12 protein-coding genes and 1 tRNA gene are annotated in these 17,660 nt (G+C 62.5%); 5 read left to right on the forward strand and 8 right to left on the reverse strand.

The features are described from left to right. Positions 1-114 precede the first annotated feature (114 nt). Complete coding sequence (locus NKH73_RS02005; RefSeq protein WP_352927302.1) at positions 115-819, forward strand: glutathione S-transferase family protein; 705 nt, start codon at positions 115-117, stop codon at positions 817-819. Positions 820-855: 36 nt separating this feature from the next. Here the strand turns inward: NKH73_RS02005 and NKH73_RS02010 are convergent, their stop codons facing one another. Continuing rightward, a complete protein-coding gene (locus NKH73_RS02010) occupies positions 856-984 on the reverse strand; it encodes a hypothetical protein (RefSeq protein WP_352927304.1) in 129 nt (42 codons plus the stop codon). Here NKH73_RS02010 and NKH73_RS02015 point away from each other — a divergent pair. Continuing rightward, a complete protein-coding gene (locus tag NKH73_RS02015) occupies positions 983-1,159 on the forward strand; it encodes a hypothetical protein (protein ID WP_352927306.1) in 177 nt (58 codons plus the stop codon). The genes NKH73_RS02010 and NKH73_RS02015 overlap by 2 nt on opposite strands. Before the next feature lie 150 nt (positions 1,160-1,309). Here the strand turns inward: NKH73_RS02015 and NKH73_RS02020 are convergent, their stop codons facing one another. The 3 genes from NKH73_RS02020 to NKH73_RS02030 all read right to left on the reverse strand — a co-directional run bounded on the left by NKH73_RS02020 (position 1,310) and on the right by NKH73_RS02030 (position 5,336). After that, positions 1,310-1,930, reverse strand: coding sequence for a nucleoside triphosphate hydrolase (locus tag NKH73_RS02020; RefSeq protein WP_352927308.1), 621 nt, complete (start codon positions 1,928-1,930; stop codon positions 1,310-1,312). A 357-nt stretch (positions 1,931-2,287) separates the two neighbouring features. Further along, on the reverse strand, positions 2,288-3,394 hold the full coding sequence (locus NKH73_RS02025) for a hypothetical protein (RefSeq protein ID WP_352927310.1): 1,107 nt from the start codon (positions 3,392-3,394) through the stop codon (positions 2,288-2,290). 112 nt (positions 3,395-3,506) lie between these two features. After that, a complete protein-coding gene (locus tag NKH73_RS02030; protein WP_352927313.1) occupies positions 3,507-5,336 on the reverse strand; it encodes a methyl-accepting chemotaxis protein in 1,830 nt (609 codons plus the stop codon). 511 nt (positions 5,337-5,847) lie between these two features. Between NKH73_RS02030 and NKH73_RS02035 the strand changes: the two genes are divergently transcribed. Then, on the forward strand, positions 5,848-6,735 hold the full coding sequence (locus tag NKH73_RS02035; protein WP_352927316.1) for a D-alanyl-D-alanine carboxypeptidase family protein: 888 nt from the start codon (positions 5,848-5,850) through the stop codon (positions 6,733-6,735). A gap of 376 nt (positions 6,736-7,111) precedes the next feature. Beyond that, positions 7,112-7,188 (forward strand) — tRNA-Arg (locus tag NKH73_RS02040). Between the two features lie 926 nt (positions 7,189-8,114). On the opposite strand, the gene NKH73_RS02045 is transcribed toward NKH73_RS02040, so the two are convergent. Continuing rightward, on the reverse strand, positions 8,115-9,176 hold the full coding sequence (locus NKH73_RS02045; RefSeq protein WP_352927319.1) for a hypothetical protein: 1,062 nt from the start codon (positions 9,174-9,176) through the stop codon (positions 8,115-8,117). Between the two features lie 250 nt (positions 9,177-9,426). On the opposite strand from NKH73_RS02045, the gene NKH73_RS02050 reads away from it, so the two are divergent. Continuing rightward, the gene (locus tag NKH73_RS02050; RefSeq protein ID WP_352864426.1) at positions 9,427-10,092 is read left to right on the forward strand and encodes a hypothetical protein; all 666 of its coding nucleotides are present in this window, start codon (positions 9,427-9,429) and stop codon (positions 10,090-10,092) included. Between the two features lie 459 nt (positions 10,093-10,551). On the opposite strand, the gene dpdD is transcribed toward NKH73_RS02050, so the two are convergent. The 3 genes from dpdD to dpdJ are packed head-to-tail and all read right to left on the reverse strand — an operon-like array spanning position 10,552 to position 17,659. Then, positions 10,552-12,675, reverse strand: coding sequence for a protein DpdD (dpdD, locus tag NKH73_RS02055; protein ID WP_352927322.1), 2,124 nt, complete (start codon positions 12,673-12,675; stop codon positions 10,552-10,554). Further along, positions 12,672-13,193, reverse strand: coding sequence for a phospholipase D-like domain-containing protein DpdK (gene dpdK, locus NKH73_RS02060; protein ID WP_168991723.1), 522 nt, complete (start codon positions 13,191-13,193; stop codon positions 12,672-12,674). The genes dpdD and dpdK overlap by 4 nt, the downstream gene beginning before the upstream one ends. Then, positions 13,190-17,659, reverse strand: coding sequence for a protein DpdJ (dpdJ, locus tag NKH73_RS02065; protein ID WP_352927326.1), 4,470 nt, complete (start codon positions 17,657-17,659; stop codon positions 13,190-13,192). Before dpdJ ends, dpdK begins: the two co-directional genes overlap by 4 nt. Between the last annotated feature and the right edge of the window lies 1 nt (position 17,660).

Consider the following 17,660-nt stretch of genomic DNA (forward strand, 5'->3'; position numbering starts at 1 on the left):
CGGGCACGGCGAGACTTTTCACCCGTCATATTGATCGGGCCATCCGTCGCGCTTAATTCTCAGCGATCCGCCCCTCCCGCTTGCGCGCAAAAAATCCCCGCCAAGGAGTTTTCGATGACCGACCTGTCCGCCTTTCCGATCGCCACGCGCTGGCCGGCCAGCCATCCCGACCGCATCCAGCTCTATTCGTATCCAACGCCGAACGGCGTGAAGGTGTCGATCGCGCTGGAGGAACTCGGCCTGCCATACGAGGCGCATGCGGTGAACATCGGCAAGAACGAAAGCTGGACGCCGGAATTCCTGTCACTGAACCCCAACGGCAAGATACCGGCGATGATCGATCCGAACGGTCCGGGCGGCAGGCCGATCGGGCTGTTCGAATCCGGCGCCATACTGCTCTATCTCAGCGACAAGACCGGCAAGCTGATCCCGGCCGACCCGGTGCGGCGTTACGAAACGATCCAGTGGGTGTTCTTCCAGATGGCGGCGATCGGCCCGATGTTCGGCCAGGTCGGCTTCTTCCACAAATTCGCCGGGCGCGAGATCGCCGACAAGCGGCCGCTGGAGCGCTATCGCGACGAATCGCGGCGGCTGATCGGCGTGCTCGAGACGCGGCTGAAGGGCCGCAGCTGGATCATGGACGACGACTACACCATCGCCGACATCTCGATGCTGGGCTGGGTGCGCAATTTGATCGGCTTCTACGAGGCGCGGGACCTTGTCGGCTTCGACGATTTTCCCAATGTCGCGCCATGGTTGGAACGCGGCCTTGCCCGGCCGGCGGTGCAAAGGGGCCTCGACATTCCCGCGCGGGGCTGACTGGCGGTAACCGGTCGAGCCGCACAAAGCGGCGGTTTATTTCGCCTTGGGTTTGGGTTTCGAGCCGCTCTTGCCCATGACGGAAGCGGCCAGCGATGCGGCGCCCCTGGCGGTGGCGACAACCGCACCGGCCGCCACATTGGCCGTCGTTTTGACCGTGCGCATGGCGCTGTCTGCCATCGAGCTGCCGCCGCTTGCCGATTTCCTCGGCTTGGCGGGTTTTGCCGTTGACTTGGCTGTGGCCTGGCTCACTTTCTTCGGTGTCGCCTTGCCAAAAGTAGGCTTTGCCGCATCCTTGGAGCGAGCGGCGACCGCCGGGCCAGCGCCCGTCTTTGATTGAGTTGCCTTTGATCGAGTCGCCCTGCCCTTGGCGGGCGTAGGCTTTCTTGCCATGGTAGCCATTGAACGTTTCCCTCATGTCAGCATCATTGCCGTATCTGAGACAACGACCGGAAAGTCCTAAGGTTCCGGCGGGGCCGCCCTGCCCGGATCAGGCTTGATCGCCGATCACCAGATCGGCGGGGCGCCGGCGGGCAAGCACGCGGTCGATATTCGGCATATCGTTGGAGGCAATCCAGGCGCGGGCGTCCTCGTCGGAGCGGCCATGCTCGTGCCATCGCTCAAGCAGCCGGCGCTCGAGTTCGGCGCGCGTCACGCCGATGAAGATCGAGAAATCGAACAGCGGCGCCAGTCGCGACCAGGGTTCCTCGTCGAGCAGGAGATAATTGCCTTCGACCAGGATGAACTTGGTATCGGCGGCGATGATCGAGGCGGCGGCGCGCGACAATTCCATGCTGCGGTCGAACACCGGAATGGCGATGTCGGGCTCGCCCGCGCGGATGCGCTTCAGCAGGGTTTCGAAGCCGGCAAAGTCAAAGGTTTCCGGAGCGCCCTTTCGCGCGCGCAGGCCGCGCCGCTCGAGCACGACATCGTCGTAATGGAAGCCGTCCATCGGCACCACCTCGGCCGCGCCCTCCGGCAGCAGTTCATGCAAGCGGGCCGAAAGCGTCGACTTGCCGGCGCCCGGAGGACCGGCGATGGCAACGACGAAACGCTGCGCCTTGCCGGCGCGCTTGAAGATGGTAGCGGCGAGATGAGCGGTCTCGGACATCGGTGGCTTTCTGGCTGGTCGACCGCATCTTGGCGATAGTTCGCGGAAATTTCAAACCCCGGATTGGCGTTGTCCAGGGTAGCCGCTTCAGCAGTAATCGCTTGCTACTTGTGTAGAAGACCGACCAATTGTCGAGGTCGGCGCCGCCCCTCATTGCCCTGCCGGGCATTTCTCCCCGTATAGTGACGGGGAGAAAGAGCTGGCCGCTACGGTGGCGCCCTTCCTGCAACACTGGTGATTGGCGAAACCATCAATGAGAGCGCCCCTCTCCCCGTCACTATACGGGGAGAGGATGCCGGCAGGCAGGTGAGGGGCAGCGCAAACGCTGGCAATGAGCGATCGCCCAGGGCAAACCAATCAGACAGGCACGGCTTGCCCAATCCGCAGGAAATCGCTGTCGAAGGCGACTTCCCGCGCCGAACCATCGGCAGCCGTAAGGCGCATCCGTCCCTGCGCGGTCGCAACGTCGCGCGGCGGCTCACCGCTGGATAGGGGCAGGGCGCCGATAGCATGGCGGAACGAGACGCTGCGGCCTTCGGCGAGGGCAAAGGCGGTCGCCACGCCTTCCCGCTTCAGCCAGTTGTCGCCCAGCGAGGCGGCATGGCCGAGCGCCGTGCGGCCGTCCTCGATGCCGAGCACGCCGCGATGGCGGCCGCTCCACGGCGCGTAGTCGCGTCCGCCATTGCTGACCCACAGCATGGTGACAGGCAGTTCGGCCGGGTTCTTCAGCACCAGAACGAGATCGGCTTCGGCCTGTCGCGCCAGCGCGGTCCAGCCCGGCCCGTCATGGTCGGCCTCGACCAGCGTGACGAAATCCTCCCGGCTCTGGTCCATGCGATAGTCGGTCAAATCGAGCGTGCCGCCACCGGCGGTGGGAAAGCGCGTCAGGTCGGCGGAACGCGAGGGATAGGCCAGGAGAGAACGGCCGCGGGCCGGATCGGGCTCGAGCGAGTCGTCCGGCGTGGCAGCAAACCGCTTCGGCGAAAAGGCGAGCCTGCCGCCGTCCTTCATCACCGTCATCGGATGATGGGCGACCGAAATCGCGCCGGAACCGCCGGAAAAAACATGCTCCTGGTAGAGAAAGGGATGGTCGTCGCGCAGAGTGAGTATCTTGTCGACCGTCGCGCCCATGACCAAGTGCCGCAACCTGAAAACAGCGCGCCAGCCATCAGCAGTGGCCTCGGAGGCGATGACGTCCCACGGGCTGTTGGCCGGCCAGCCATGCAGGGGTGCTTCCTCGACATCGCTGCGCGAAAACGGCGCGCAGAGGAAATCGCCGGACAGGCGAACGGTGCCGGCGGGCAGGTCCTGTGGCAGCGTCTCGCGCGGCTCGTCGATCCACGGCGCGCGATGCAGCGGTTTTAGCCGGCGCCCGTCGACATCGACTGCCATGTCGGCGAGATGGCCGACGGTGAGATCGACCGTCACCGAAATGCCTTTTGCCTTGATCGTGAGCGTTTCCATGGCGCACCTCGTGATTCTGTCGGCGCCAGCAAAACCTGCATGTGCCGGTTGCGCAAGCCGCGTGGCCGGCATTTCACATCAGGCAGCACTGGCATCGGCGCAGCAGATCGCCTTACTGCCTGATGTACTCCCGCACCGGCGACTGGGTGCCGTCGGTGTAGGTAACCTGGACCGACATCGACTTCACGCTGTCGGCGACCTTGAAATAGGGCTGGTACTCGTAAGGGATGGCGTAGGGGTCCTTGGGGTCGCAGGGCGGCATCTCGATCGCTTTGTCGAGCGCAGCACCGTTCAGGCCGTAATGCACCGCTTTGATGGCGCAGCGGTAGGACAGCATTTGGGTGAAATAGACCAGGCCGCGGTTGCCGCTGGCGTCGAAGGCGATCCACGATGTCCAGAACTGGTCGAGGACCTGCTTGTTGCCTTGCTGAAGTGCCGCCTCGGGATCGAAGCGGATGTCGAACGGGCCGGTCTCGCGGCCGCTGACATCGAGATATTTGATCGCGATGCTGCCGGCCGCGGTGCTGTCGGGCAGTTCGAAGCTCGGATTGGGCATCGGCTTGCCGGTGGTCTGATCGTTGAGCGCCAGGAAGCCGGTCTCGGTGAACGGACCGCTGTCGCCCATGCGCCATGAAATGCCGGTCGCCGGTTCGGGAATGGAAATGGTCATCGACCAGCCCTGGTTCGAGCGCATCGGCGTCAGCGTCGGGGCAAAGCGCTTGGCATCGAGCACGTCGCCAACCGCTGCCAGCCGGCTGCGGCTGCGGTCCAGCCAATCGGCGAGTTGGGTCTGGTCGACGAAATATTTGAGCAGCCCGCCATCCTTCTCATAGGACATGAATTTGGTCAGCGCCGTCGCCTCGCTGCGCTTGTCGGACAGCGCCTGAAAGCCGAGACGATCTTCCGAAAACTCCTGCGACAACAGGAAATAGGCCGGCGCGAAATCGGCATTGGCTGAGATAAACGCTTTGAGCTTTTCGAGACGCTGGGCATCTTCGAACTGCAAGGCATGGACAAGCTTGATCGACAGCGCCTTGCCCTTGTCGGCCAGTGCGCCGAACACCTCGCGGGCACCCGCCTTGCCGTCCTGCACCCGGAGCAGCGTGGCGAAGCGCGTGTAGGGATCGATGGCGTCGACATCGAAGCCGGCGAAGGCGAGGTAGGAGCGCCGGGCATTGAGCATGTCGCCCGACAGTTCGTAGACGCGGGCATTGTGATAAAACTCGTCCGGCCGCTTGGGCTCGGCGATCGCCCCACCCTGTGCGGCAAGTGCGGCAAAGCCCTTGGCGATGGTGTCGATCGAGACGGCGATCTGCTCGGTCGTCGCCTGCAGCTTTTCGGCCTGAGCCTGCTGCTGTTGCTGCCCGGCGGCCACGGTGTCGGCCAGCGTGTCGGTTGTCTGCTTGACCGCTTCGACGGTCTTTTGCGTCTGAGCCCCCTGCTCGATCTGCTGTTGCTGGACCGAGGCGATCTCGTCGGTCTTTTGCAAAACCTTATCGGTCGATTGCTTGACCGTCTCGACCGTCTTCTGCGTCTCGGTGACGGTCTGCTCGATCTTCGCCACCTTGGCCGAGACGATGCCCATCGAGCGCTGCAGCTCGGCCACCGCCGGCACCAGGCCGGCGACCAGCCCGTTCTGGGAATTCGTCTGCTTTTGAACGGCAAAGACGCCGCCGGCGACCGCCGCCGCGGTGCTTGCGAAGACCAGCGCCGGCAGCGCCTTGGCCGCCAGCACCAGCCGCAGCACGATCGCGATGGCGACGATAACCGCGGCGATCGCGGCGACCAGCGCGATATACGCGGCGAACGGCGCCAGCGGCGTGAGGATGTCGGAAATGAAGCCGCCGACAAAGGCCACCCCGGTGGCCCATCTGCCGGTGCGGCCAAGAGATGCCCTGATAAGCGACGGCGCAGCGCCGCCCATGCCGATACCGCCCGCCATGCAATCCCCCCAATACCCCAATGCCGCGCCCTTTCTAGCCGGAGCGCGACCCAGGGGGAAGATCAGGACAGGAAACGGGCGATTACGCGCCCGCAGGCGGTCATGCGACAATCCTGGCAAGACCGACACAGGGCAATCGCTTCAGGAAAATGATAGCGCGCAACCCGTGATGGAGACGACCAATTGTCGAAGCTGGCACCGCCCCTCATCGCCCTGCCGGGCACTTCTCCCCGTATAGTGACGGGGAGAAGGAGGCTGGCCGCAATGCCGCGCCCTCTTGCGAACGCTGGTGATTGGCGAAACCGTCGATGACAGCGCCCCTCTCCCCGTCACTATACGGGGAGAGGAAGCCGGCAGGCAGGTGAGGGGCAGCGCAAACGCCCGGAGCAGGGGGAACTCAACCCTGAAGCGATTACCTTGAAGACCGGCATTAACCAAATGGACGGCGCTTTTCAGTTACGCTAGTTTCCCACTCGTTTCAGCAACAGTCTACTTTCAGAACAGACCCATCTTGTCCAAACCGCGCCTCTTTCCGCTCATCCAAAGATTTGTCGCGGCGTTTGCGCTGCTGGTGCTCGTCGCCGGCTGCGCGACGACGCCGCCGGAGGCCATGCTGGCGGTGCCTGCGGCGCCGCAGAAATATGCGGCGATCGTCATCGACGGCAGCAGCGGCAAGACGCTGTTCGAGGTGAACTCGACGGCGCCGCGCTATCCCGCGTCGCTGACCAAGATGATGACGCTCTACCTTCTGTTCGAGGCGCTGGATTCCGGCCGCGTCAACAAGACGACGCTGATCCCGGTCTCGGACAATGCCGCCAGGCAGCCGCCAACCAAGCTGCGCTTTAGGCGCGGCGAGGCGATCGATGTCGAATCTGCGATCCGGGCGATCACCGTCAAATCGGCCAATGACGTGGCGGTCGCCGTCGCCGAATATCTCGGCGGCAGCGAAGACGCGTTCGCCGCGATGATGACCGCCAAAGCGCGCCAGATCGGCATGCGCAGCACCGTCTTCCGCAACGCGTCGGGTCTGCCGGACGGCGTCCAGCAGACGACGGCGCGCGACATGGCGGTGCTCGGCATGGCGCTGCGCGCCCGCTTCCCGCAGCATTTCCACTATTTCTCCGAAACCGACTTCATGTTCCGGGGCAGGCTGGTGCGCGGCCACAACGACATGCTCGGCCGCGTCCGCGGCGTCAACGGCATCAAAACGGGCTATATCAGAGCCTCAGGCTTCAACATCGTCACTTCCTACGATGCCGACGGCCGCCGGCTGATTCTCGTGGTGATGGGCGCCGACAGCGCGCGCCAGCGCAACGACCACGTCGAAGCACTGATCCAGCGCAACCTGTCGCCGGCGTCGAACATGACGACAAGGCTGCTGTATGCGCAGGAGCAGTGAGGGTGGTTCGGGGGTGATGGGAGGGCGAACTCGTGAACGGCGCGGTTGGTTTCAACTTGACAGGTGACGGCAGTTATGCTAGGAATTAATTCATGGTGCTGATTTGCGCCAATCACCCGCCGAGGCGGGTTTTTCGTTTCAGGCTTCGCCGCCATTCTTCACCGGTCCGATAAAACCGCAGGTTTGCCGCCTTCTCGCACCTTCGAGGGTCAGGCTCCAGATCGTGGACCTCCGTGGAATCCGAAAAGTGCGTTATTCCGAGTTCGCAGCCCTGCCGCCGGCCACTTGCCCGTTGAAGCCCGCGCCTGCTTCCGCTAAGAAGCCGTGGCTGGCCGGTTCACCGGCTGGTTCGTTTTCCGGATCACCGATCCTGAAAGCACCCGTAGCTCAGCTGGATAGAGCGCTGCCCTCCGAAGGCAGAGGTCACAGGTTCGAATCCTGTCGGGTGCGCCAATAAAATCAATCGCTTAGGCGGATTTATAGGATGTGCGTATTCAAAAGACTCACCAAAAACTCACCGAAAACAAGCGCACTTTCGGTCGGATTCGGCGGCGATAGGATGATTTTTCGCGATGCCACAGACGATGCCACAGACCATGATGTCCTCTGATCGGCGGACAGATGCCAGACGTCGAACTGGATGAAGGAAAGCCGAACTGCCACAGCTTGCCGTCTCGCGCTCGAGTCTTTGCGTTGCCAGTATCCTGAACCCGCCGCACCCAGGTCTGCTGAGATGGAGCTTCGCCGACCGTTCGCTCAAGACCACGTCTCCGTCGGCATCCCGACCTAGCGGCCCGGTCGGACTGTCGTAACACCGAGCCCGCAGGCGGTCTCGGCTGGGCGGTTTCCATCCCCTGACGGGGCATGCGGACCATCGCGGACGGGGACAGTCGGTCCCGCGTCCCGTCCTACGGCCGGCGCTATGCTGACGCTCCTACGGCTGTCCCGCTTACCGCCCGCGGTGGGGGCGAATTTCCTTCATCCGGCGCGCGACGATCGTCCGCTGTTGCGGACGCGCGCAGGACTGCGGTTTATACGCCGTTCTTCGTTAGAGCGGCGGCGTTCGTCGTTGCGGGCACGCTTCATCAATCTGGCGCGACGTACGGCCACGCTGCAAGGGGCGTCACTCAAGGCTATCTTCATATCGACGAGGCTCTCAAACTGGCCGCGCCGCGGACGTGCGAGGAATCGCCTCTTTGCTAAGTGCAAGCGCCGGCGAAGAAGGGTCGAACGTGGGATGGTGCCACCATCATCTCCCAGGACCTTATCCAGCTCGCTACCCCGCTACACTAACGATTTGTCGGAGCAAATTATCGTGGAGGTTGGGCCAAACAGAAAGGGACCCGAACAAACGGTCCGGGCCCCACGAAAATGTGGATTTAGGGCGCCGCGTGAATGACCGGGCCGTCGCCGGCAGGAAGCTTGATGCATTCGGGCGCAAAGGCTTTCCTCATGCAGGGGTCACGCTTTTCAGCGTACTTGCGCAGTTCGTCATCGACCTTCAGCTTCAAATACTCCCGCGCGGCACTCTGGCCGTCCCCGAGGGTGGTTGGTGTCAGGACCTCTAACAGCACGTCCTTAGCAATGTCCTTCGGGTCCGGGACCTTGCCCGTCATCAGATCGACCCCAACCTCTTTCGCCTTGTCGCGAATGAAGTTGCGGCGGTCTTCGGCCTGCTGTTTGGCGGCGGCGTCGGCGGCGGAGTCGGGCACAGTCTCAAGACTAATATGTGCCTCGAGGAGGGCCTTCTCCATCGGCGAAATACTGTTGCCATAGTCGTCCGGGTTGAAAAGCTCGATCGGCTGGCTGTCCCGTGTCCAGAGCACCACTTCCCTGGCGAAGTTGAGTTTGCGGATATCCGAGGCGTTTTTAGGCAATGCCGGAGGGGGCGTGTTGAGAGACGGCAATTCGACCACAGAACGCACGTCGTTGTTGCCGGCCGGGGTATCGATCTTCGGTGCCTGCTGCCCGCTGTCCGCGCCCGCATCTTCGACGGCGGACGGCGGCTGGCTGGCGGTGACGACGGCAGTTCCCACCCCCGTGGCAACCGAGCCCAAGCCGAGCTCGGTGCTGGTCAGGGTAGCGACAACCTGTTCGCCGACGGCGATATTGAGGGTATAGCCTTGGTAGACGAGGAGATACCCGCCACCGACGACGAAGGTGATGACGGCCACAGTCTCCCATGGATGTTCCTCCACGAACTTACCGACATCCTGTCCCGCCTTTTCCAGGGCGTGACCGGTGTCGTGCAGGCCTTTCTCGACCGCATTGCCGGTGTCGTGCAGGCCCTTCTCGACGGCGTTGCCGGTGTCGTGCAGGCCTTTCTCGACGGCGTTGCCCGCATCGTGCAAGGCCTTCTCGAACCAGTTAGCCGAGGCTGGCTGGGAGATGGCGGTGAGCGCTGTGGAGGCCGCCATCAAAAGTGCGAGATACTTGGTCATAACATTCTTCTCCTTGCCGCAACGGGCACTCGGCGCCGCGACCATCGCGGGCATGCCAATGGAAGCGCATTGCGGTGTTGCACTGGAGACGTTTGAAGGCAGCCCCGTTTCAACACGGCGTGGTCATCGGCCCCCTACCCGGGCTGTGCAACGGGGGGTCCCCTGAGGGTACCTGTCTTCCCCTCACCCACTGGCGCTCAGGAGTCAGGCTGCTTACATCGTTCAGGAGAATCTTTGGGAGAAAAGTCCCGTGCTAAAAGACTCGGATCAGGGCGGCGCAGCCGGCGGGCGCAAGGGCCCACCTCCCTTGGCGGAAATTCTGCGACGGGTTGAAGCGGCCACCAAGCATTTCAAGAAACGGGAAATTCGCAAGAAGGTCGTGTTCCATGCGGACGCCACCAGGGATTGGCTGCTGCGTAACGACCACCGTTACGATGCAGATAATAGCCTTGAGGCCGGACAGTGGTGGCCACATGATGCGCTCGGACCTCTCGGCCCGAATGGCCACCGCATTTCCCGACTTTTTCAGCTGATTGCGCGCGGCTTCGAGAACGGTCTCCGCAATAATCTGGAGCGGCTGAGAAATGACGCTGCGCTCCTTTGCCGGGAGAACTTTCTCGACAAGGCCCTGAGCTATAAGGCGATGGGTATCTATTTCGAGCAGTACGGACTGTCGGTGGCGAACCGCGCGCCTGAACCGCTTGCCAAAGTAGCCAAACGGTTCGGCTATGCAAAGAATCAGGATTTGCGCGACTATTGGGTGCCTAGCATGGTCGAGCTGGGGCTTTGGAGCGCTCGTTACCACACCGCGCAGTGGGCGATTGAATTGGGGCCGGTTGCCAAAGCATACCACGAGCGCGCCTTCTGGCCGGCCTTCAAAGTGTTCGAACCAACGATCGAAGGAGATCGCAAATGAAAACGATGCAGGTGATTGGTCTCGCCCTGGCCTTGCTGGGCGGCATGTCTCTCGGTGGGATGCAGGCCCGGGCCGCAGGTCCCGGAGTAATTATCGTTACTTCAGTCTAACCTCGCTCAAGCGTAACTCTTCCAATGGAGGTGTGGTGCTTTCCGCACGGTGAGGCATGATTCCAGCCTTTGGGAAATACCAAGACGCCTGCAACGAAGGCTGATTTATGGGCTGGCACGTCATGGCGTCCCTACTGTAGCGGGCCGGTGGTCACAGGCCGGACTACTGCTGGCCATCTTCGCCCTCAGGCTTAGCACGTGGCTCATGTTGCACGACGTCCGCGCTACCTTGTGGTTACCACACCCGCTATCCTGGCGACGACAGCAGCCGCCGGTGTCGAGCCGGCTACCACCGCAATAATCGCAGCTATGGCGGGCCGGCCTTCCGGGAGGCGGTGCGTGTCTGCCGCTATCCGACTTCCCGCACCCACTCCTCAACAGCGCGCAGAATGCTCGCGGCTCCGCGCCCGGCAGCGTAGACGACGGGCCGCCCCCCTCGCCTAGCGCGAATGAAATCTGTTGCGGCATGGGTCGCAGAACCCGCGACGATGACAAAGAGGTCGGCGTTCTCCGCGAGGGCGCGCAAGCTGGGGCTGCCACCGTGCTCGCTGTTAACCCGGACTTGTAGGGTGGCCTCAAGTTCCATGAGAATTGCCGCGGATTGGGCGCCGGCAGACTCGGTGAGCGTGTAAATCCCGATCAACTTGCCTGCTAGGCTGGCTGCGAGTTTCGTCTCATTCGCAGCGTCCGCACTGGCATTGACCAACTCTGTGGGGAGGGTCGCGGGCCAGCCCAGCGCATTGGCCACCCCAATTAGACTGCGTCTCTGGAGGGGCGAAAGTTGATGGGCAATCGGGATTAGCCGCGAGACAGCTCCTTGCCAGAATTGCTCTCTCGCGGCTTGATCCGGCGCGGGGGCGGCGATCGTCTCTTCGACAAGATCGATCAGCCAGTAGGTTGAGCGAAGTCCGGCGCTCTCTCCCGAATACTCAAGTAGGTCAAGAAGGAGGCGACGATAGTCGGTCGCCAGGAGGCCCCCCGATAGTAGCGCTCGAGCCAGAACCCCGGCAGAGTCCAGCATCAACGGGGCAAATCGCCCGCTCAACATGATACGCTCCAGGGCTGCTTCATAGACGACATGGCCAGAGACGCGGGGGAACTCCGGATCTTTCTGAAGCCAGGCCACAAAATGCGGCAGCGCTTCCAGGAGGCGATCGAGCGCAGGAGGCTCGTCCGATGCGCCCCGAAGGCAGTCCGCCAAACCAGATGCCGTTGCTGGATCCCCCAACTCGTCAACCGTGCTCCACTCTTCGGAACCTCGGCGAGCGATGGTTGCGGCGCTTGTGAATGCGGGTCGCGCAATCGCGCTGAGCCAATGTGGCCAATTTGTCGGCAGATCATCCTGGCCGAATTCCTGATCTAGGTTAGACAGCGCATGGCGAACAACGTAGGAACGAAGAAGGCTCTCGCGGTCAGGTTCTGGCAGCGCCTGCAGCAGCGCATTCGCTTGGTCGTACGCCGAAAGACTGCCGGTGAGGTCAGCTTCGGCAACCGCCTGCGCGGCCAAAACAGCCGGCTCAGCGTTCTCGGTGTGCACATGGACGACGGTTGACTCCACCAACCCGGGCACCAGCACGGTCGCCAACTCGCCAAGGTCCGCGCCGGAAGCCAATGCGGCCTGTGCGAGGAGGCCAGAGGGATCGGTGGCCAAGGCCTCCATAGCGTAGAGCCGCCAAGCGCCCTCCTCGAGTAATGGCGAAGCCGGCAGACGAATGAGATCGCGGGCCATCGGTCGTACAGCAGCAGCATAAATACCGATGTCATAGGCTTGGTCGCGAAATGTCGTCCAATAAAGGCTTTCCAACAGGGCAGCGGTCACAGCCGCCGGACGCCGTGCCTGTACAAGGGACTCAAACGCTGGCATGCCGGCTATGGCGGACCAATCGCGCGCGGCCGCCCGGATCTCAATTTCCAAAAAGCGCAGATTGAGCGCGTCGAGACGGTGCTCCGAACGGCACCTCTGAAGAACAGCGAAGGCGTCGTCGATTGCAAGCGCATTGAGGTGGTCTCGGATTCTCGCCAGCAGTCGGCTGGTAGGTTCCGGAATGGGCTCGTTACTCGGTGGTGTCCGCGCGACCATCGCGACGAGACGGCCAAGCGCACGCTCGGCGCTGTCCGCCGTTTCCGGCGACGGCACCAGCCTAGCAACGGCTGCGAGGCCCGCATCCACAAGAATCCTCTCGTGAGGCTGGTAAACCTCTGGGTGGTAAGGGAGACCCCCAAAGTTGGTAAGCGTTGGCCCCACGAACGACAGAAGAAGCGGACGCAGACGCCTCCACTCCGCTGCCGTGTTAGCGACGGCGTAGTAGATCGTGACCTTGTTCCCACGAGGCCAAGCGAGTATGGCGCCGGGAAACGCTGCATCCTTAGCCGTAGCCTCCAAAGCTGTGTGCCGATCGGAAAGCGGGCTTGGAGCAAAAGCCCGAAATGCCGCTAAGACGCTTTCGGCCTCGGATGCGGCAGCGCCAATCATCGGCCGTGCCCCCACTTCTCCTCAAGCTGGATCCGCCGCTCGGCCACTGCGGCGGGATCCCGCCGAAGCAGAACGTGCTCGTCGTTTACGGTGATGCCGCTCCATGTAAGATTCATGGATCCAGACAAGACATAGCCGTCGCCCAGTATGCCCTTCTCGTGAAAATCGGGCGTGACGAGAACCCGCACAGCGCCGCCATTGGCGCTTCCTAGCGCTCGCATCTTGTCCACAAAGCTCACGTTGTGCGGATGATCCCGGGTGAGCACGATCACCTCGCAGCCTTTGTTGGCCAGGGCCTCGATCACAGCCGACAAGCGAATGGCAGCAGCGGGCCAATCCGGCTGCAGCGCGGAGAATTGTCGAGCTTCATTGTCGAGGATATCGATGTCTGTGATCCAGCCGAAACCGAGCCAAAGTCTGCGGCTAGGTGACAACAATTCGATGGCGAACAGAGACTGGAGAAGGTCTCGGATAGCCCGCGTCTGACCTGGGCCTGTGAGATCCCTTGAAGCGGTCATACCTGCTCCTGCACGACCAGGGTGGCGACCCATCCGGCGGGATGGCTTTCGACACGTTCCACCCGAGGGAAAAATTGCAGAAACCCGACGTCGACAGGGTCCAGAAGTACCTCCAGGAGCGCGGTTCGGAAAGCAGCGGCGGCCGCCGCCGGTGCGAACAGTTCCGCCGACCCTTCCTCAGCTAGCGCCTCTCCGAGACGGGCTCGCCATTCCACATCGACCAGGGATACTCGCCGCCCGGACCGCTCAAGGAGCGCTCGCGCAAGTCGGGGGTCAGCGTGTCGTCGCGCGGCGTATGGACTGTAGGACTGAAGCGCCCGTTGGCTGGTCTCCACACCGCGTGGCCAGAGCACGTTTGCGAGAAGTTGCGTTGCCTCGGCGTGATCCAGTTCGTGGGCAGACCCGACCACAATGCGCAACCGCGCCCGGACATTCGGATCCACGCCAAAGACATGGGCAATCTCGCGAACGCCCACCGCGACGCCGATCCGCGTCTCAAGATCCCTCCAGCGCGCCAACAGGCCATGTAGCAAGCCATCAAGTTCCGGTCCATTCATGGGCGTCAGAAGTCGTGCATTCAGCGAAACACTGAGGGCATGGCCAACGTCAAGCCCGCGCGTAGCGAGCAACTGGTAGAGGCGGGCGCGCAATCCTTCCCTCTCGGTGTGGCCGGAAGCACTACGAAGCAGCGCGACCGCTGCACGCACGTCTCGATCGGTGTGCACCAGTTCCACGAAGGCTTCGAGGCCGTTCGCGGCGACTTCGAGGTCGGTCGGGGCTAGCGCCCCTTCCATTGCTCGAGCAAGCAGCCGCGGCTCTTCAGCGGCTCGCTCGGCTATGGCCTGCAGCACACCCGCGCCACCTAGCGTGGTTTCACTGATCCAGATCGTCGGCGACGTAGCATGTTCGGTGTCCGCTACAAGCGAGTCGGCGGAAATGTGTCGCGGTGCCATAGCAGCGCACGCTTGGAGGACAGCTTCCGTCAGCGTCGCGACCACCGTGTCGACCATCCAAGCCCGAAAGGCGCGGGGCTCGGGTTCGCTCGCCTGCTCGGAGAGAGTTCGAAGGCGCTGCAGGACCTCGTCCCGGTTCATGACGTCGGTCAACGCCTGTTCTTGGCCGCTGAGGTGGCCGTCAGCATGGGTAGTGGGAGCGTCGTCCGGGCCGCCATCTTCGCCGTCAAGATCACTGACGGCCTGATTCTGGAAGATAACGGCCATAGCCAAGCGCAGGCGGTCCACCGCGTCAGGTTGGTCCAAGATGGATACCGCAGCAGCGGAGAGGCCGACGTTCTGATCTACCGAGTCCACAAGTGCAGCAGAGAGCAGGATTTGATGCAGCCATTCGCGCTGAAACGGGTCCACGTCGCTGGGCATTTCCGGGTCGTGCAGGATCAGGTGCCGGAAATAGGCGGACCGGCAACCGGCGAGTGTGTCCGTCGGCAGTGTCAAGGCCGCCTTTTGTAGAACCAGATCAAGGTTCAGCTGAAGGCTGAGCGCGTCGACCTCAATTTCAAAGCCGATCGCCGCGGTCGCGCCCTCGTCGTCGACAAAGCGATACCTAATGCGTCGGTCGCCGCTCTGTCTGCGTAGGATGGCTTCACCGCCCGGGGCAAAGCGACGAACGCCGATATTGCTCCGGTGTCGGTGCAGGTAGAAAGAGATTTTGGAAACGTGCCTCCGCCAAGGACTGCGCGGGCCTAGCTCGATGCAGAGTGGGTCGCCCTGCGGCACAAATTCAGAACGCCAAACAAACGAACCGTTGGACGTCGGCCCCGCTATATGCCGGGCTGGCGCTTGCAGCCGAACCCGCCACGGACGGTACACGTGAAACGCCCCCTCCGGGGTCACAAAGTCCCCAATATATTCGGAGAGTTCCGCATACTGACTGATTAAAAGGGCCTGGTCGTCGATGTCCGGATCAAGGGGCGACCAATGGTGGAGCCCGCCCCGTTCAACGGCGAAGCGGCGGGTCACGCGGCCCGGCGCCAACTGGGCGAGGGCAGCGGCAATGGGCATCCCCCGCTGCTTTTCGTCTAACTGTACCGTGGCCGGGGGCAGTACGACTGTTACTTCTGGGAGGTTAAGATCGCTAAATAGGTTGCGGGCCACGAAATCGGGCAGCGGATGCCACTCCGTATGGAGATCGAGCATCCCGTCGCGTGGCGGGTGTGCGAGCCGCCAGTTTCGATGGAGCCGCCGGGACAGAGTAGGGATGGCATCTAGCAGCAGTGATCGGGGCGGCTGCCATAGGAGAGTCTCGACCGTGGGTTGGTCAATCTTCAGAGCGCGGCGAAGGTGTTGCGTTAGGCTAGCGATTGCCGTGGGCTCGCCACGACTGAGGTCGAGAAGTTTTTGTTTGGCGACTTCGCGCAAGGCATCGCTTGCGCTCGCTCTGTCACCCTGCGGCCGGCTCAGGACATCCCATGCCCAGCCGCGTCCCTGTTGACCGGCCTGATCCGCTATCCAATCGAATAGCGCATAGGTTGCCTGCATCCGAAGCACATATTCGTTCTGAACGGGCAGTGGTTGGGCGGGAAGGACGGGATCAAAAAGATGTTCGTAGGCTTGAAACGCGACCCGATCCCGTCCGTAATCGCTCAGCACCGTGACGGTTAATGGGCGCATACCTCTACTTCGCCCAGCGCGACCGCGGCGCTGGAGGAAGGACGCCGCGTCCTTCGGCGCCTTATGTTGCAGCACTGCGCCCACTCGCGCATCATTGTACCCGACCTCCAAAGACGCCGTGGCCACCACAACATCGGCATTTCCGAGCACGCCTGCATCTTCGGACGTCGTTCGACCCACCAGCAACGGTTGATCCAGCCTCCGACCGATGTCCTCGCTTACCCGCCAGTTTTGTCCATCTAACTCGCGTCGTGCGAAGTCCGCCTCACCCGGTAAGGGCCGCCTTAGCGCCGCTAGGGGTTGCGTGCCACCCCGCGGTCTACCGAATATATCCAGACCTTCGGCGTCCCGGAGATTGTCAAACAATCGGTTGATCACGTCGAGGTTGTCTGTGAACGCAAACAGGCGGCTGCCGAAGCGGCCGCCTGAGCGGCCGTTCTCAAGCGGGTCTAGCATGCGTGACAGGAGCATGGCCGACTGGATCGAGGTGGAGAGTACGGAACTTCGCGACGCCGGATCGCTGCGCAGCAATACTTGGTATTCTGCCCCTTCCTTAACGAAGGTCGTTGGCGAAGCCTCCTCCACGAGACTTGGATCAAGACCAACGAGATCGGCGAAAAACTGCGTCGCCTGGCGCAGCGTCGCTGAGAGGCCTACGAAGGTGACGGGCGCGTTGACGGCATGGCGCCATCGCCTGAGTGTGAGAGCCGCCTGGGCTCCGGCCGTTCCAGTGTAAGTGTGGACTTCATCCAACAGAGCAAACAACGGCCGTCGGTCGCTGGGTTGGCCGACGCCGAACATCCGACGGGCATCCAGGTCAGATAGCCGCTGGTTCAACATCTCCGTAGTCGTGAAGAGGAGATCGGGCGGTTCTCGTCGCAACCGCTGCCGGGTGAGCACTATTTTGTTTTCATCGATCTCGCTGGCGCACCGTGGATTTACGCACGTCAACCGCTCGCGTCGGGCCGCAAGATCGGCTTCGGCCCAGATCAGATCTCCCCCACAGACCGTGCATGGCAGCCACGGGCAAACGAAAGACCCACCACGGCGCGTCCAGCCCCGGCTCTTCACGTCGGCCGGATCCGGATAGCCGGGTGTGGAACTAAAATAGGCGCCGATCCTGATCGGACGTCTCGGCGCGACCTGGACACCATCAAGCCGTCGAGCCGTCCGGTACGTCTCGGCAAATTGGTCCTTAAGTAGTTCGGTGCGCGGATAAACCGCTAGAGCTTTGGTCCAGTTCTCATTGACCCGCACCAATTCAGCGATTCGCGTGAGGGCAGGAAGGTAGAAGGCCATTGTTTTGCCAGACCCGGTGCCGGCTGTAACAATCAGGCCGAGATCTCCGGAACTATGCAGCAGGCGCTGCGCCGCTTCCTCTTGAAAATCGGCCAGCAACAAGTCTGCTCCGCTAAGAGCTTTCCAGATCTGTGTTCGAAGAGGCGTAGCCGTGTTGCCGGCGATCCGCCAAAAGACTTCACTTGCAGGCAAGTCGCGACTTGGATAACTGCGTCGTCGGATGTCGACGCGAAAGTCAGACACAAGCCGGGGCGCATTGGTCCACGGCGTGCTCGGAAAAATTTGGCGCAGGCGGCTGAGGAGGCGGACCGTTTCTGCAAAGCGGGACCTTAAGCGCCGTTGGTCCCCGGGCGCCCAGACCTCGACCAACAACCGGCCGCGGACTAGGGCATCAAGCGTTACCTCAGGATCGGCTCGCGTCTGAAGCGTATTGGTTATGATCTCGAGCGCTTCGGTTTCCGAGAACGACCCGTCTGCGAATCCCCAACGAAGCGAGCGCAGTTCGAAGCTCTCGAACGCCTCAAGGATTTCGTCCTCCATG

The sequence above is a fragment of the Mesorhizobium sp. M0938 genome, assembly GCF_040319125.1.
GTDB classification, from domain to species: Bacteria; Pseudomonadota; Alphaproteobacteria; order Rhizobiales; family Rhizobiaceae; genus Mesorhizobium; species Mesorhizobium robiniae.

Bases quoted from the DNA above. Each gene is read 5' to 3' on its own strand.
- dpdK (WP_168991723.1), bottom strand. From the start codon at position 13,193: ATGACCGCTTCAAGGGATCTCACAGGCCCAGGTCAGACGCGGGCTATC.
- NKH73_RS02005 (WP_352927302.1), top strand. From the start codon at position 115: ATGACCGACCTGTCCGCCTTTCCGATCGCCACGCGCTGGCCGGCCAGC.
- NKH73_RS02025 (WP_352927310.1), bottom strand. From the start codon at position 3,394: ATGGAAACGCTCACGATCAAGGCAAAAGGCATTTCGGTGACGGTCGAT.
- dpdD (WP_352927322.1), bottom strand. From the start codon at position 12,675: ATGATTGGCGCTGCCGCATCCGAGGCCGAAAGCGTCTTAGCGGCATTT.
- NKH73_RS02015 (WP_352927306.1), top strand. From the start codon at position 983: ATGGCGCTGTCTGCCATCGAGCTGCCGCCGCTTGCCGATTTCCTCGGC.
- NKH73_RS02030 (WP_352927313.1), bottom strand. From the start codon at position 5,336: ATGGCGGGCGGTATCGGCATGGGCGGCGCTGCGCCGTCGCTTATCAGG.
- NKH73_RS02020 (WP_352927308.1), bottom strand. From the start codon at position 1,930: ATGTCCGAGACCGCTCATCTCGCCGCTACCATCTTCAAGCGCGCCGGC.
- NKH73_RS02045 (WP_352927319.1), bottom strand. From the start codon at position 9,176: ATGACCAAGTATCTCGCACTTTTGATGGCGGCCTCCACAGCGCTCACC.
- NKH73_RS02010 (WP_352927304.1), bottom strand. From the start codon at position 984: ATGCGCACGGTCAAAACGACGGCCAATGTGGCGGCCGGTGCGGTTGTC.
- dpdJ (WP_352927326.1), bottom strand. From the start codon at position 17,659: ATGGAGGACGAAATCCTTGAGGCGTTCGAGAGCTTCGAACTGCGCTCG.